Below are 12,263 nucleotides of genomic sequence, written 5' to 3' on the forward strand. Positions count from 1 at the left end.
ACCAGATTTCCTGCTGGTTGGTGAGGTCGGTGGCCACGGCGGTGTAGGGGATGCGCAGCTCTTCGATATTGATTTCGCCGACGATCTTGCGGATCTGCCCGAACACCTTTTCACCGCGAATCGCGCCCAGGCGAAAGCTCACATCCACCAGGCGCAATACGTCGAGGTAATCGAGGCTTTCGATCCAGTTTCGATACTCGTCCAACTTGCCGGCGGCGTAGATCCCGCCGACCACGGCACCCATCGAGCAGCCGGCAATACAGGCGATGTCATAGCCGCGTCGTTCGATTTCTTCGATCACCCCGATATGGGCGTAGCCTCTGGCCCCGCCGGAGCCCAGCACTAAGGCAACACGTTTCTTCATGACCACACCCTTCGCAAAACAGAACCCCACAATGCACCCATCAAGGGGGCTGCTTCAATCTCCGTGAGCCTGGGCAATATATTTCCTGAATCGCGACTAGGCTCGGGTATGCTCTGGCAAGGAGCAGTACCGATTTCAGGCCAGGGACAAGGCACTTTTCCCTGTAGGCAACGTCTACAGGCTACGACGGATTTTTGTATATTTTTTTGAGGTGTCATCAATGAAAGCCTGGATGTGTGTGCCTGTGATCGTGTTGGCATTGGCCGGCTGTGCCGGGAAAACCGCGTATCGCGACAGCTGTGGGTCGCAGTTGGATGCCGCCTGGAAAGAACTGGACCTGGCCAAGGCCGAGGGCTTCGCCGGCACCGTCAGCTACTCCAAGGCTTTGTCGCTGTTGACCGGGGCCAAGACCCAGCAGCAATTCGAAGCGTTTGAAGGCTGCTCCAATAAGGCCGAGAAGGCGCGCTTCTATATCCGTGAGTCACGCGCCGGGCGTTGATGGGTTAGCCACAAGTAGGATTTTTCGTCACAACGGGAGGGCAGGATGTCAGCGTTGGTCAATCAGTTAGTCGCTCAGGTCATTGGCCTGGAAGTAGGGGTACTGAGCTGCCAGGCTCGTCTTGCCGCCGTCACCGACGATGAAGCCTTGCATGATCTGCGCACCACCGTGCGCCGTCTGCGCAGCCTGCTGCGCCCCTTGCGCGGGTTACCGGGTGTCGAACAACTTGAATCGGCCGCCCGCACGGTCGGCCAATTGACCACGCCGCTGCGTGACCGCGAAGTGTTGGCGGCGTATTTGCACCAGCACGGGCATCATGAGGCGGCGGAGCGGCGCCTGCGCCTGCAACCTGACGCCTATCGCCAGGTTGCGCAAAGCCCGGAGCTGGCGCATCTGCTGCAAATCCTCGATGCGTTTCCACGGTTCATACGTGCCTCCCAACACCAGAATTTGCTCAAAGGCCTGCGCTCGCGCATCCAAAAGCGCCTGGCCAAGCAATGGAAAACACTCGATCACGCGCTGCAAGATCCAGAGCATGATCGCCACCGTTTGCGTTTGCTGGTCAAACGCGTGCGCTACGCCGCCGAGGCCTACCCCGAGTTGGACAAGCTGCCGGCCAACGCCATGGCAGGTTTGAAAAAGGCTCAAGGCGCCTTGGGTGATTGGCACGACTGCTGGCAGTGGTTGATCCAGGCTGAGCACCAGGCGGATCTCAAGCCCTGCGTTGCGACTTGGCGTGCCGCCATGTCCAGGGCCGAGGCACGGGCCGATCGTGTGGTGGACAAGCTCAGCGCCGATTGTTTCTGAACTCGTCCGGCTTTTGGCCGGAATAGGCGCTGTACCTGGCGGGGTGGATGGTTAAGATCCCCTCATCGATTTTTTGATGTGAGGTCGCCATGCGCTTTAGTGATTTGCTCGACGCTGCTCGCAGCCACCCGCTGGATGTCACCATTCCTGCCGAATGGGGCCAGGGCCGCGCCACTTTTGGTGGTTTGGTCGCCGCGTTGCACTACGAAGCCTTGCGTGCGCAAGTGCCGGCAGACCGGCCGCTGCGCTCGCTGGCGATCACTTTCGTGGGCCCGGTAGCGCCGGATGTACCTGCCAGCTATCAAGTTGAAGTACTGCGCGAAGGCAAGGCCGTCAGCCAATTGCTTGGGCGTGTGGTGCAGAACGGTGAAGTGGCGACCGTGGTCCAGGCCAGTTTCGGTGCGTCCCGCGAGTCGGAAATTGACGTGGCGAGCGAGCCGCCACCGGTGTTCAAACATTGGGATGAGTGCCAGGAGCTGCCCTATATCAAGGGCGTCACGCCCGAATTCATGCGGCACCTGGCAATGCGCTGGAGCGTCGGCGGCCTACCGTTTACCGGCAATAAATCCCGCGACATGGGCGGTTGGGTGCGTTTGCGCGGGGATGTGAAGGAGGAGCCGCTGACCGAAGCGCATATCCTCGCACTGGTCGATGCCTGGCCGCCGGCGTTGCTCCCGCACTTAAAGAAACCGGCGCCGGGCAGCACCCTGACCTGGACCATCGAGTTCATTCAGCCATTGCAGAACCTCACCACCCTCGACTGGTGCCAATACCACGTCAACATCGAACACGCCCGCGACGGCTACGGCCACGCCGCCGCCGCGCTCTGGAGCCCGACCGGCGAGTTGATCGCCCTCAGCCGCCAGACCGTGGTGGTCTTCGCCTGACGCTCAACGCGGGTGGCGCAGGCGCCAGGCTCGCCACCAGCCACCGCTGATCACAAAGCGCGGGAACGTCACGAACTGCTCGACCACCAGGCGTTGCACCGCGTCTTTACGGTCGCTGAATGGCTCATTGGCCTGGGCTTCCAGGCTGTGGCCGTGACGCTGCAGCGCCAGGCCGGCCAAAAGACCGATCACGCCGATGGCAACACTGACCAGGCTCAGGCTGAACACACCGGAGACGATCAACAGAAAGCCGATGATGAACAGCGGCACGGCAATCAGGTGCAAGGCCAGGTTGGTCGGGTGTTGATGGTTTTGTGGGTAATGACGCCATTGCCAGGCGGGGAGATTGGGGTGACGTTTGCCCATGGTGGTGAATCCTCTATCCGTTGAAACAACTTGGATGGAGTTTAGGTGGGAGAAGGTTGGGCGGCGAATTGGGGTTGGCTATGGGGGTTATAGTTGCCGTCCGGGAATTTAAGGTTTGCCTATGACTAGGCATCCGACCGACCGTGGTCATCCGGTTCAGGGCAGTTTATGTAAACGGACGGGCCGGCCAGAGATAGCCATTTGGTGTTGAGTTCTATAAAGGCCTCTTTCGACTTTGCGCTGAATAAAAAGCCATTGTGATCTTGCTCTATTTTGGCCTGGGCATTAACGAAAAAAACCATCTGCAATCCCTCGCACTGTTTGATCAGGCGAGGGGCTTTGCAGCGGTTTGCAGAGCAGGGGAGTAGAGCTTATCCGGCATATTCGCGGGGATGAAGGAAGTTTCGTCTTAATCTCAGAGATGCTGCGGCGTGGTCGTAGGAATCGGATTAGGAGCTGAACGGTCCTACAGTTTCAACTGCCCAATCGCCTTACTCAGCTCGGTGGCCAACGTCGCCAGTTCATTGCTGGTAGTCGCCGAATCCATTGTTTGCTGCACGGTGTTCTCGGTCACATCACGAATACTCACCACTGCGCGGTTCATCTCTTCGGCGACATGGCTCTGCTGTTCTGCAGCCACCGCGATCTGGGTGTTGCTCTCGCGCATCTGCGCCACGGCGCCAGTGATTTCGGCGAGCGCGGCACCGGCGTCCTGGGCCTGTTGTACGCAGTCATCGGCCTTGAACGAGCTTTCCTGCATGAAGTCCACCGCGTCGCGAGTGCCGGCCTGCAGCGCGGAGACCATGCGGGTGATTTCGTCGGTGGAGCTTTGTACGCGCTTGGCCAGGTTGCGCACTTCGTCGGCGACCACCGCAAAACCACGGCCCATTTCTCCGGCGCGGGCAGCTTCGATAGCGGCGTTGAGGGCGAGCAAATTGGTCTGTTCGGCAATGCTGTGGATCACCCCGACCACGCCGTTGATTTTCTGGCTGTCTTCGGCGAGTTTCTGGATCATCTCTGCGGTCTGTTGCACACCAGTGGACAGCCCGGCAATTGAACGTTGCACACGAATGACCACATCCTGGCCGCTGCCGGCGAGAGTGTCGGCGGTTTGCGAGAGGTCGCGGGTGGCACCGGCGTGCTGGGCAATATGGTGGACAGTGGCGGTCATTTCGTTGATCGCCGTGGCGGCCTGGTCGGTCTCGCTCTGCTGGCCGAGCATGCCGTGCTGAACCTTGTTCATGCTGCTGGCCAGACGGGCGGCGCCTTCGTCCAGTTGCCTGGCGGTGCGGGCCACGGTGTTGACCACCCGCTGGTAGCCGGCTTGCATGGCGTTGAAGGCGCTGGCCATCTGCCCGACTTCATCCTTGCAGGCCAACGGGACGCGGGCGGACAAGTCGCCGGTCTTCTCCACATGCAGCATCACGTCCTTGAGGGTGTTGAGCTGGCTGAGCAGGAAGCGGATCAGCAGTTGTGAGGCGCCGAGCATCGCCAGCATCAGGATTGCCACCGCCACCGCATAGTTGACGAAGCGTTCGCCGAACACTTGGCGCAGGCTTGGCGCGTAGGCGAGTACGGCGACTTGTTGCCCGTCGGCACGGCGGACTACCTCGGCGCCCACCAGCGGATTCACGCCGAACAAGGGCAGGTGACTGAGTTCGACCCAGCCGCTGGCACCTTGCAAGGCTGACAGATCCTGGCCTGCCCGTTGTGGGGCTTGGTCGCCGGTAAAGGTCAGCCAGTTCTCGCCAGTGGGCAGGGCCTTGTCGGCCGGCCAGGCGCCGAGCAGCTGCGCTTGGGCCTGGGCCGAAACCTGGGACGCATGGCTGCGCGCCTGTTGTTCGAGCTGGACGGCATACAGCACCAGCAACAGGGTGGTGATGAAAGCCACCGCATTGACGGCCCAGAATTTGTACTTAAGCGAGATATTGCTAAGCCAGGCACCCATGGAAGGTTTTTCTCTGATAGCGGAAGCAGTATTGGCAAGGTGCCATTATTGTGCCGCTACTCAGGAAATGTGTTTTTGACATGGGTCAATATGCCGCGTCACTCCACGGCAGGTAAGCCGAAAAATGCGCGGGCACAGGCGGTGCTGTGCATCGCCAGGTCTGCCATCGTTTCGTTGCGATGCAGGGCAACCTCGCGCACCACTTCGGTCAGGAAGGCGGGTTCATTGCGGCCGTTCTTCGGCTTGGGGCGCAGCGTACGCGGTAGCAGGTAGGGGGCATCACTTTCCAGCATCAGACGGCCGCGGGGAATTTCTCTGACCAATGGGTGCAGATGCGTCCCACGGCGCTCGTCGCATATCCAGCCAGTGATGCCAATGTGCAGGTCAAGGTCGAGGTAGCTGAAGAGCGCCTCTTGTTCGCCAGTGAAGCAATGCACCACGGCGGCGGGCAAGTGGTCACGGTAGTTCTTGAGGATCTCCAGCAGACGCTGGTTGGCGTCGCGCTCGTGAAGGAACACGGGCAGTTTCAGTTCGACGGCCAGGGCCAGGTGTTCCTCGAAGACTTTTTCCTGCTGCGGGCGCGGCGAAAAATCACGGTTGAAATCCAGACCGCACTCGCCGACGGCGCGTACGCGCGTTTCGTTGAGCAAGGCACGCAAACGCTGGGCGCTGTCGCTGTTCCAATCGCTGGCGGAATGGGGGTGGATGCCAGCGGTGCTGAACAGGCGTTGCGCGCTTTCATCGAAGTTCACACACAGCTCCAGGGCCTGCTCGCTGCCTTCGACGCTGGTGCCGGTAAGCACCAATTGTTGCACGCCAGCGGCGTAGGCACGCTCAAGAACGGCCGAGTGCCTCTCGTCGAAACTGGGGTTGGTCAGGTTGACGCCGATATCAATGAGTTGCATGGTGCTACCTCCGCCTGCGGCCGGAAAGCATATCAGAGCTGTAGATTTATAAGAAAAACGAAGAACTACAACGCGTTATCGCTGTCTTTGAACGTCGCCAGCGACATTGTGCCGGGCCCGTTGCCTTTCACCGTGTCGCCGTAGCGCGCCTTGCCAGCGCATAAAGCGCTCTGTTTCTGACGCCCAGCACCTCGTTTTTCACGAAGGCGTTGGCCAGTATTCTTTCCGGAGAGCGGATGATCCGACCCTCGGCGTTGCTTGTAATGTGCGTGATGTTACTGCTGCCCCTGGCGGCGGTCGCGCGTCTGGACGGGCCGCTGGAAGTGACCAGGCCCGGCAAGGTGCGCGACCTGGCAGAGATTCGTTCCAGTCGCACCCTGCGCGTACTGGTCAACCAGAGCCGTAACAGCTCCGGTGAAGTGCAGGGCCAGGCCATCGGTGTCGAATACCATCGCCTGCGTGCTTTCGAGCAATACCTCAATGGCCGTGCCCGCGACGGGCAGGAAATCAACCTCAAGATCATTCCCAAGGCAAAGGACCAGTTGCTCGGCGCGCTGGCCCGTGGCGAAGGCGACCTGGTAGCCCCTGGCGAATTGCTGGACGTGAAGGCCGCGCACAAGATCAGCACCAGTGACCCGATCGCCAGCGATGTGCCGTTGTGGCTGGTCGGTGTCAAGGGTGAGCGACGGTTTACCAAGTTGGAGCAGTTGTCGGGTCGCACCCTGGCGCTGACCACCGGCAGTGCGGCCGCGGATGCGATCAGCCAGGTCAACCAGAAACTGGCCCTGCACAAGCACCCGCCGATCAAGGTGGAATGGGTCGACCCGAGCCTGGCGGTGGAAGACGTGCTGGAGATGGTGCAGGCCGGGATCTTTCATCTGACCATCGTTGAAAAACCGATTGCCGAGCGCTGGTCGAAAATCCTGCCCAAGTTGCGCTTTGACAAGCAGGTAGTCATCAGCGAACCGGGCGACGAGTACTGGTTCGTGCGCCAGGACGCTTCGATGCTGCGGGCAAGCATCGATCGTTTCCTCAAGACCTACCACACCCCTTCCGACCAGGATGTGGCATTCCAGCGTATCTATCGACGTCTCTACCAGGTGCGCAACCCGTTGGCCCGCGCCGACCGTCAACGCCTGGAGAAACTGCGCCCGGTGCTGCAAAAGCATGCGCGCGAGCAAGGTATGGACTGGCTGAACCTGGCTGCGCTGGCATTCAAGGAGTCTGCGCTGGACCCTGGCGCGCGCAACAGCGGTGGCCCTACCGGTTTGATGCAGATCACCCCTTCGGCGGCGCAGCGGGTGGGCGTCAATAACATTGAGAATCTGGACAGTAATGTGCAGGCGGGCGCGCGCTACCTGGCGATGATCCGTCGCAAGTTCTTCGCCAGCCCCAAGCTCAACGAGCGTGAACGGATGGCCTTTGTATTGGCCGCGTATAACATGGGGCCAGAGCGCGTGCAGGGCATGCGCACCGAAGCCAGGCGTCGAGGGCTCAACCCCAATCAGTGGTTCTTTCAGGTTGAGCGCATTGCCATGGAGCAAGTAGGAATGGGCGGCGTCAGCTATGTTAATAGTGTCAACAAGTACTATCTGGCGTTCGATCGGGAACGCGAATCCCTGGAACCACAGGCGCCTAAGGTTGTGTCTCGCAAATAATCAATTTTATCGATATTAATGAAGCAGTTTTTCGGCTTTTATCATTACTTAAACTGATTAATATAGCGGCCAACCACACCTTACTTGAAAAAGGATTTACCCCATGAGCCCATTCATCACCCGTGTTCTGTCCACCCGCGCCGGTTACGGCCTGACTGTTCTGCGTATCTTCGTCGGTATTGTCTTCGCTGCCCACGGCTCGCAGAAACTCTTCGGCTGGTTTGGTGGTGGTGGCCTGGCGGGCACCGCGCAGTGGATGGAAAGCATCGGCCTGGCGCCGGGTATGCTGATGGCCGTGTTGTCAGGTGGCACCGAGTTCTTTGCCGGGCTGGCGCTGATCATCGGCCTGCTCGCACGCCCTGCGGCATTGGGCCTGACCTTTCTGTCGCTGGTGGCGATTTTTTCGGTGCACATTCATAACGGGCTGTTCATGGCCAACAATGGTTATGAGTTCGCACTGGCCCTGCTTGGCGGCTCGCTGGCGGTGCTGTTCGAAGGCGCAGGTAAACTGTCTGCCGACCGCGCCATCGCCAACTGAGCGTTTCGCACGTCAGAAGAGGCCCGCCTTTGTGCGGGCCTTTTCGTTGCTCGGGATTCTTGACACTGCCCCGCCAGCTTCTCTAGGATGCTGTTCATGCGCCGATTTAAACAGCTAATTGCGGGGCGCCACTGGACTCGATGCAGTCCGACAGAACCATGCACTCATCAGGAGGCACGGCTCGAAATACCGCTAAAGCGCTGGTTCGGTGTTGCCTCTCACCTGCCCGCAGACTTTTGAGGCAGAGACACGACACGATGAATGCACTACGCCCCCTGATACGCCTGGCCCCGATCACTGCGGACCTGACTCAACGCAACCCGAAAATTCTCCTGGGCGGCAAGCACCAGCCGACGCTGCTGCGTTATCTGGATGGCTGGCCACGTCGCACCGGGCGGCCTTCGGCGTTTTTGATCCAGTTCGTGGAAGACGGCGACTCCCTGGCGCGTTTCGCCAGTAACAGCTTTGACCTGGCGGTGATCCAGGCACCGAGTGCAGACAATGCCGAAGAGGTGATCCGCCAACTGACGCGTATTGCCCGGCAAGGGTTGATCGCTCGTCGCTGACCCCCCGAAGTGGTCAGCTAAAGGCCACAGGCAACCATCTGCGTCGACACAGGCAGCGATAACGTACCCAGGCTATCAAGCACAACACCAGCGGTACCGTTGCGATCATCAGCAGCTTTATGTTCCGTTCGAAGCGCTTCAAGGGTGCATACGCCTCAGTCTTTAGAGCATGCAGCTCCATGGGCAGGCGCAGGCGTTCCTTGTTGAGCGCTTGCAATTGGGTATTGGTGTCCACGGCCTGGGTGCCCAAGCCTGCGGCCTGTGGATTCAACCGTTGCCACGCGTGTTCGGTACGCTCAAGTCGACGTTCCAGTTCTGTTGCCTTTTCCCGATAGGCCTGTGCGGCGGCTTCGCGCATCGGCTCAAGGGTACTGAGTGAACGCGACATGATGTGCGGGCGAATATTCGCGAGTGCTGCGGGAGCCGCCAGGTTATCCAGCGTGTTCAATACGAACTGCACGTTGTTGTTGGCCGTTGCCTGACTGACCGCATCTGCGAGTAAGTCGGTATCGGCAACCACCACTACTTCAATCCGGGCAGCCTTTTGTAAGCCTGGTGGCTGTCCCCCAAAACCGTCAGGGAATGCCGAATAGGCCGTCCCCTCAAGACGAGTGGCGATGACATGGCGTTGACCCGAAGCCGAGGCCTCGTCAATAAGTGAGTCGAACTCCGTCGCTGAAGCAAAACGCCCGGCGTCCAGCAGCGCAGATTGCCGAGAGCTTTGTAATAGCGGGGTGGATGTCGTCCGGTTTTTTCGGGTGCGCAAGAGCGCGCCACTGCTCGATACGCTCAGGCTGTTGAGTTTCCAGGTGCTGACGTCGTGCGTGGTCATCGCCTGTCGTGGCAGTTTCAACCGGGCTGGGTGCGTTACGGTGGGCATGCCTGGGCCGAGCGAGGCCGAGGAGGCGTAAAGGCTGTCAACCAGCAGCTTGTTCGCAGGCATCTGTATGCCCCATGTGGCCAACAGGCCATCCAGCCTGGAGTCGACCGATACGGCTTCAGTCCCCATCTCGCTCACCGGGTCGATGAAGATCATGAGCTTACCGCCGCCCAAGACAAACTGCTCGATGGCGTAAAGCGTTTGCTCAGCCAGCGCCCTCGGCTGCACGACCATCAAGCTGCCTATCGATGAAGGCACCTGGCTGATATTCGTTGCCAACTCCACCAGGTTGAAATGCCCGCGCATCTGCTCCATCAGTTGTGCGGCGGACTCATCCAACGCCAACCCGGATAGCAGGCCGACTTTGGGGCGCTGGGGGTGCATCAATTTATAGATCAACTGACTGATTTGATACTCGAGCAGCGGTTCATCATCGGGGTTGAACGCGTCGATGCGTTGCGCGCCCTGGCCGGCACGCGTGCCGATAAGGCCAAGGAACCCTTGTGCGTCATCCAGGCCGAACAAACGGGCTTTGTAGGCCTCTTCGGAAAAAGGCGCTGGATCAATAATGTGTAGATTGATCATGCCGTCGGCTGCTGTTTCGAGCTCTTGGAGCAGATCCTCTATGCGTAGGCTGAAGCGTTTTACGATGCGGCTTTTCTTCGGTGCAGTGAGCGAGTTGAAATAATACAAGTCCAGTGGGCTTTCAAGCGTCGCGAGCAGTTGCCGCGTCGAGGGCGATAACGTATGAATTTTCTGCTGTGAAAAGTCCCAGCGGATATCGGGTAGTTTGTTTATCCAGACCAGATTGAATGCCAGGAACAGTAATGATATGACGATCAACGTCATACTCATACGAAGAGCGGATCGCATCAGCGACTTTCCTTAGCTGTTTTTGTAGTTGAGTGTCGCGATGGTTGCAGAGAGAAAGGCAACGATCATGCTGACAAAATATAAACCGTCATGAAATGTTATTTTGCCGTCGTCCATTGAGCTGAAACGGGAAATCGGATCAAGTTTCATCACGCTGTCAACCATCCAGATCGGTGCCTGATGTTCAAGTGCATCCAGGACTGAAGACAGCCCGCTGATGGCCAGCAGCAAACCCATCGTCAGTAGGAAAATAACAATGCGCTGGTGCGTGAGTGCGCATATAAAGCAACCGACAGAGAGATAACTTCCCGCCAGTAGCCAACTCGCCAGAAATTGTGATGCGATCACCCCACTGTCGGGCGTTCCAAGATAATGGGCGGCAATCACTATAGGAAAATTCAACAATAGAGCAACACTGCATACAGCCCAGGCTGCCAGGAATTTTCCGATCACTCGTTCTGCTGAGGTGATGGGCAGGGTTTTCATCATGTTGGAGAAACCGGTGCTGTGTTCATCAGACCACAACAGCAGGGTCAGGCTGGGTATCAGCACCAGATAGAGCCACGGGTGCAGCTCGAAAAAAGGCTGCAAGTCACTGCTGTCTCGCTCCATCCAGCTGTGGGTGTGCAATCCCAGCGTCGCACATAACACCAGGAAAAAAGCCACGCTCAGGTAGGTAGTGGGAGCGCAGGCGTAGCTGGCGAGTTGGCGTTTGAAAATGAGGGGCAACAGTTTCAAGAGGATACCTCGTGGCTCAGATGGTGAACGACATCGTTCAGGCGACCTGGCTCCAGATGCAGTGACGTTATGTTCCAGCCACGATGGGTGATGAGTGAATTGATGGCGGGGAAGATGGCGTGTCCAGGCATGGCCAGAACCGTCACCTTGCCTGGGCTTTGACGGTCTTCTTCAATGCCCGCGACCCCCGGTAATACGGCCAGTGCGAGTAAATCAAGGGGCGGATCCGCTGCGAGCGTCACCGCCTGGAAGTGCCGGGAACTGCGCTGCAGGTCGGTCAGCGAAGCGTCGGCAATCAGTCGCCCCCCTGCGATTACCAGGGCGCGGGTGCAGATGTCGGACAGCGCGTCGTAATGGCGGGAGGCAATGATGACGCTCATTTCCTCGCTCAACGACTGAACAAACCCTCTGAATTTGAGCCGTTGCTCGGCGTTCAATCCCTCCGTGGGCTCGTCCAGCAGGAGCACGCTGGGGGAGTGCAGAATGGCTTGCGCGATCGCGACTCTGCGCTTCAGGCCGAGGCTGAGCACATCGATGGGGCAATTGAGTACGCGCAGTAGCTCCAGTCGGGTGGCGACCCGGTCGACGTGCCGGCGCTTTTCAGCACCGCTGAACCCTCGAGCGGCGGCAACAAAGTTGAGGACGCTTTTGACCGACAATGTGTGATGGGTTACGCCCCCTTGAAGCTGGTAGCCAACGGCTTGCTTGGCGAGAACGGAATGGGTCTGGGTGTTGAATCCCTGAATACTGATGTGCCCGCTGGAAGGCTTGGTCACGCCGGAGATCAAATTCAGCAACGTGGTTTTACCGGCGCCATGCTCTCCAAGCAAACCCACGCATTCCTGGCGTTGGGCGCAGAACGAGAAGTCGTTAATCACGCTTTTTTTGCCCAGGTACTTTGTCAGGTTGCTGACCTCGATCATAGGGTTACCGAATCAATTGGGCGGTGCTTGATGAAGAGTTCGTGTGTATGTAGCGGTGCGTTAAAAAGATTACGTTCAATACCTGGCCTTGGGAACGCAGGGGGCACTTAATAAGTAAAGTCCTACGTTTGAATTGATTACGCGCTGAAACAATTGTGGTGTGCTGAATACTTAATAATGGTCGGATATTTGTCTGATATTTATATAAGGTTTTCTTTTTGTAATGAGGCCTGATTGCCATGATGCTTCTACGTACCCTTGTTCTTGAGCGCAGCGGCGAGGATGCTCCCGTCAACGGCGCACTGCTGTGT

13 protein-coding genes are annotated in these 12,263 nt (G+C 58.6%); 6 read left to right on the plus strand and 7 right to left on the minus strand.

Features of this window, described 5'->3' with window-relative positions:
- Positions 1–364 (minus strand): patatin-like phospholipase family protein (locus tag Q1V60_RS15875; RefSeq protein ID WP_300632081.1); only part of this gene is annotated, 364 nt, incomplete at its 3' end.
- Positions 365–584: 220 nt separating this feature from the next.
- On the opposite strand from Q1V60_RS15875, the gene Q1V60_RS15880 reads away from it, so the two are divergent.
- The 3 genes from Q1V60_RS15880 to Q1V60_RS15890 all read left to right on the plus strand — a co-directional run bounded on the left by Q1V60_RS15880 (position 585) and on the right by Q1V60_RS15890 (position 2,557).
- Positions 585–863, plus strand: a complete 279-nt coding sequence (locus Q1V60_RS15880; protein WP_012722962.1) for a hypothetical protein — start codon at positions 585–587, stop codon at positions 861–863.
- Positions 864–908: 45 nt separating this feature from the next.
- Complete coding sequence (locus Q1V60_RS15885) at positions 909–1,670, plus strand: CHAD domain-containing protein (protein WP_300632085.1); 762 nt, start codon at positions 909–911, stop codon at positions 1,668–1,670.
- Between the two features lie 89 nt (positions 1,671–1,759).
- Positions 1,760–2,557, plus strand: a complete 798-nt coding sequence (locus Q1V60_RS15890) for a thioesterase family protein (RefSeq protein WP_300632088.1) — start codon at positions 1,760–1,762, stop codon at positions 2,555–2,557.
- Positions 2,558–2,560: 3 nt separating this feature from the next.
- On the opposite strand, the gene Q1V60_RS15895 is transcribed toward Q1V60_RS15890, so the two are convergent.
- The 3 genes from Q1V60_RS15895 to Q1V60_RS15905 all read right to left on the minus strand — a co-directional run bounded on the left by Q1V60_RS15895 (position 2,561) and on the right by Q1V60_RS15905 (position 5,776).
- The gene (locus tag Q1V60_RS15895) at positions 2,561–2,923 is read right to left on the minus strand and encodes an Mpo1-like protein (RefSeq protein ID WP_300632090.1); all 363 of its coding nucleotides are present in this window, start codon (positions 2,921–2,923) and stop codon (positions 2,561–2,563) included.
- Positions 2,924–3,389: 466 nt separating this feature from the next.
- Positions 3,390–4,871, minus strand: a complete 1,482-nt coding sequence (locus Q1V60_RS15900; protein ID WP_300632092.1) for a methyl-accepting chemotaxis protein — start codon at positions 4,869–4,871, stop codon at positions 3,390–3,392.
- A 98-nt stretch (positions 4,872–4,969) separates the two neighbouring features.
- Positions 4,970–5,776 (minus strand): TatD family hydrolase, encoded by an 807-nt coding sequence (locus tag Q1V60_RS15905; RefSeq protein ID WP_300632095.1) that lies wholly within the window; start codon positions 5,774–5,776, stop codon positions 4,970–4,972.
- Positions 5,777–6,012: 236 nt separating this feature from the next.
- On the opposite strand from Q1V60_RS15905, the gene Q1V60_RS15910 reads away from it, so the two are divergent.
- The 3 genes from Q1V60_RS15910 (at position 6,013) to Q1V60_RS15920 (ending at position 8,538) form a co-directional block, all read left to right on the plus strand.
- Positions 6,013–7,434 (plus strand): transglycosylase SLT domain-containing protein, encoded by a 1,422-nt coding sequence (locus tag Q1V60_RS15910; protein ID WP_300632097.1) that lies wholly within the window; start codon positions 6,013–6,015, stop codon positions 7,432–7,434.
- A 103-nt stretch (positions 7,435–7,537) separates the two neighbouring features.
- Positions 7,538–7,972 (plus strand): DoxX family protein, encoded by a 435-nt coding sequence (locus Q1V60_RS15915; protein ID WP_300632099.1) that lies wholly within the window; start codon positions 7,538–7,540, stop codon positions 7,970–7,972.
- Positions 7,973–8,229: 257 nt separating this feature from the next.
- Positions 8,230–8,538: a class I SAM-dependent methyltransferase gene (locus tag Q1V60_RS15920; protein ID WP_124366363.1), complete on the plus strand. Its 309-nt coding sequence runs from the start codon at positions 8,230–8,232 to the stop codon at positions 8,536–8,538.
- 13 nt (positions 8,539–8,551) lie between these two features.
- Here Q1V60_RS15920 and Q1V60_RS15925 read toward each other — a convergent pair whose 3' ends face one another.
- Genes Q1V60_RS15925 through Q1V60_RS15935 form a run of 3 tightly spaced genes read right to left on the minus strand, consistent with a single transcriptional unit; the run spans position 8,552 to position 11,952 of the window.
- Positions 8,552–10,291 carry a Gldg family protein gene (locus Q1V60_RS15925; RefSeq protein ID WP_300632100.1) on the minus strand — a complete coding sequence of 580 codons (1,740 nt, stop codon included), beginning with the start codon at positions 10,289–10,291 and terminating at the stop codon, positions 8,552–8,554.
- Positions 10,292–10,303: 12 nt separating this feature from the next.
- Positions 10,304–11,029 carry an ABC transporter permease gene (locus Q1V60_RS15930; protein ID WP_300632101.1) on the minus strand — a complete coding sequence of 242 codons (726 nt, stop codon included), beginning with the start codon at positions 11,027–11,029 and terminating at the stop codon, positions 10,304–10,306.
- Positions 11,026–11,952 carry an ABC transporter ATP-binding protein gene (locus tag Q1V60_RS15935; protein WP_300632102.1) on the minus strand — a complete coding sequence of 309 codons (927 nt, stop codon included), beginning with the start codon at positions 11,950–11,952 and terminating at the stop codon, positions 11,026–11,028. Before Q1V60_RS15935 ends, Q1V60_RS15930 begins: the two co-directional genes overlap by 4 nt.
- Positions 11,953–12,263: the final 311 nt, after the last annotated feature.

The organism is Pseudomonas sp. (assembly GCF_030147005.1).
Classification (GTDB): domain Bacteria; phylum Pseudomonadota; class Gammaproteobacteria; order Pseudomonadales; family Pseudomonadaceae; genus Aquipseudomonas.

Bases quoted from the DNA above. Each gene is read 5' to 3' on its own strand.
- Q1V60_RS15880 (WP_012722962.1), top strand. From the start codon at position 585: ATGAAAGCCTGGATGTGTGTGCCTGTGATCGTGTTGGCATTGGCCGGC.
- Q1V60_RS15885 (WP_300632085.1), top strand. From the start codon at position 909: ATGTCAGCGTTGGTCAATCAGTTAGTCGCTCAGGTCATTGGCCTGGAA.
- Q1V60_RS15890 (WP_300632088.1), top strand. From the start codon at position 1,760: ATGCGCTTTAGTGATTTGCTCGACGCTGCTCGCAGCCACCCGCTGGAT.
- Q1V60_RS15895 (WP_300632090.1), bottom strand. From the start codon at position 2,923: ATGGGCAAACGTCACCCCAATCTCCCCGCCTGGCAATGGCGTCATTAC.
- Q1V60_RS15900 (WP_300632092.1), bottom strand. From the start codon at position 4,871: ATGGGTGCCTGGCTTAGCAATATCTCGCTTAAGTACAAATTCTGGGCC.
- Q1V60_RS15905 (WP_300632095.1), bottom strand. From the start codon at position 5,776: ATGCAACTCATTGATATCGGCGTCAACCTGACCAACCCCAGTTTCGAC.
- Q1V60_RS15910 (WP_300632097.1), top strand. From the start codon at position 6,013: ATGATCCGACCCTCGGCGTTGCTTGTAATGTGCGTGATGTTACTGCTG.
- Q1V60_RS15915 (WP_300632099.1), top strand. From the start codon at position 7,538: ATGAGCCCATTCATCACCCGTGTTCTGTCCACCCGCGCCGGTTACGGC.
- Q1V60_RS15920 (WP_124366363.1), top strand. From the start codon at position 8,230: ATGAATGCACTACGCCCCCTGATACGCCTGGCCCCGATCACTGCGGAC.
- Q1V60_RS15925 (WP_300632100.1), bottom strand. From the start codon at position 10,291: ATGCGATCCGCTCTTCGTATGAGTATGACGTTGATCGTCATATCATTA.
- Q1V60_RS15935 (WP_300632102.1), bottom strand. From the start codon at position 11,952: ATGATCGAGGTCAGCAACCTGACAAAGTACCTGGGCAAAAAAAGCGTG.